Below are 1,012 nucleotides of genomic sequence, written 5' to 3'. Positions count from 1 at the left end.
AACCGCTGCCTACTAGAATAGACACTACCGTTGTTGTGGTGTTTAGTTTGCGCAAAAAACTAAGCGTATGGTTGTATTCACTACGGTATTAAGTAGCTCGATACAGGACATCATTTATGGCCACTATAAAAGACGTTGCTCGCTTAGCCGGCGTTTCTACCACGACAGTTTCGCACGTTATTAATAAGACACGTTTTGTTGCTGAAGCAACCCAAGAAAAAGTAATGAAAGCGGTTGATGAGCTTAACTACGCACCAAGCGCAGTTGCTCGTAGTTTAAAATGCAACTCAACTCGTACTATTGGTATGTTGGTAACACAGTCAACTAACCTGTTCTTCTCTGAAGTGATCGACGGTGTAGAAAGCTACTGCTACCGTCAAGGTTACACGTTGATCTTGTGTAATACTGGCGGCATCTACGAGAAACAGCGCGACTACATCCGCATGCTTGCTGAGAAACGTGTAGATGGCATTTTGGTGATGTGTTCAGATCTAACCGAAGAACTAAAAGAGATGTTAGATCGTCATTCAGACATCCCGAAAGTTGTGATGGATTGGGGCCCAGAGAGTTCTCGTGCGGACAAGATCATCGATAACTCTGAAGAAGGTGGCTACCTAGCAACTAAATATCTTATCGATAACGGCCACACTGACATCGCCTGCCTGAGTGGTCACTTTGAGAAACTTGCTTGCCAAGAGCGTATCGCTGGTTTTCGTCGTGCCATGGCTGAAGCAAAACTGCCAATCAATGAAGATTGGATTCTTGAAGGTAACTTTGAATGTGATACTGCGGTACTGGTTGCAGACAAGATCACCGCGATGGAAAAACGCCCTACTGCAGTATTCTGTTTTAACGATACCATGGCACTTGGCTTAATGAGCCGTCTGCAACAAAACGGCATCAAGGTTCCAGATGACGTTTCTGTTATCGGTTACGACAACATTGAACTTGCAGAGTACTTCTCACCACCGCTAACAACGATTCACCAACCTAAACGTCGTGTTGGTAAAAA

General features: G+C 44.6%; 1 protein-coding gene. It reads left to right on the top strand.

The window, feature by feature from the left end; translation table 11 throughout:
• Positions 1-116: 116 nt before the first annotated feature.
• Positions 117-1,012, top strand: an 896-nt coding sequence (gene purR, locus R7P35_RS26475) for an HTH-type transcriptional repressor PurR (protein WP_318093469.1), incomplete at its 3' end; no start/stop codon positions are given.

Source organism: Vibrio sp. Vb0304 (assembly GCF_033338995.1).
GTDB lineage: Bacteria > Pseudomonadota > Gammaproteobacteria > Enterobacterales > Vibrionaceae > Vibrio > Vibrio alginolyticus.
The sequence above is the reverse complement of the archived record's forward strand: the minus strand, read 5'-3'. Positions and strand labels throughout refer to the sequence as shown.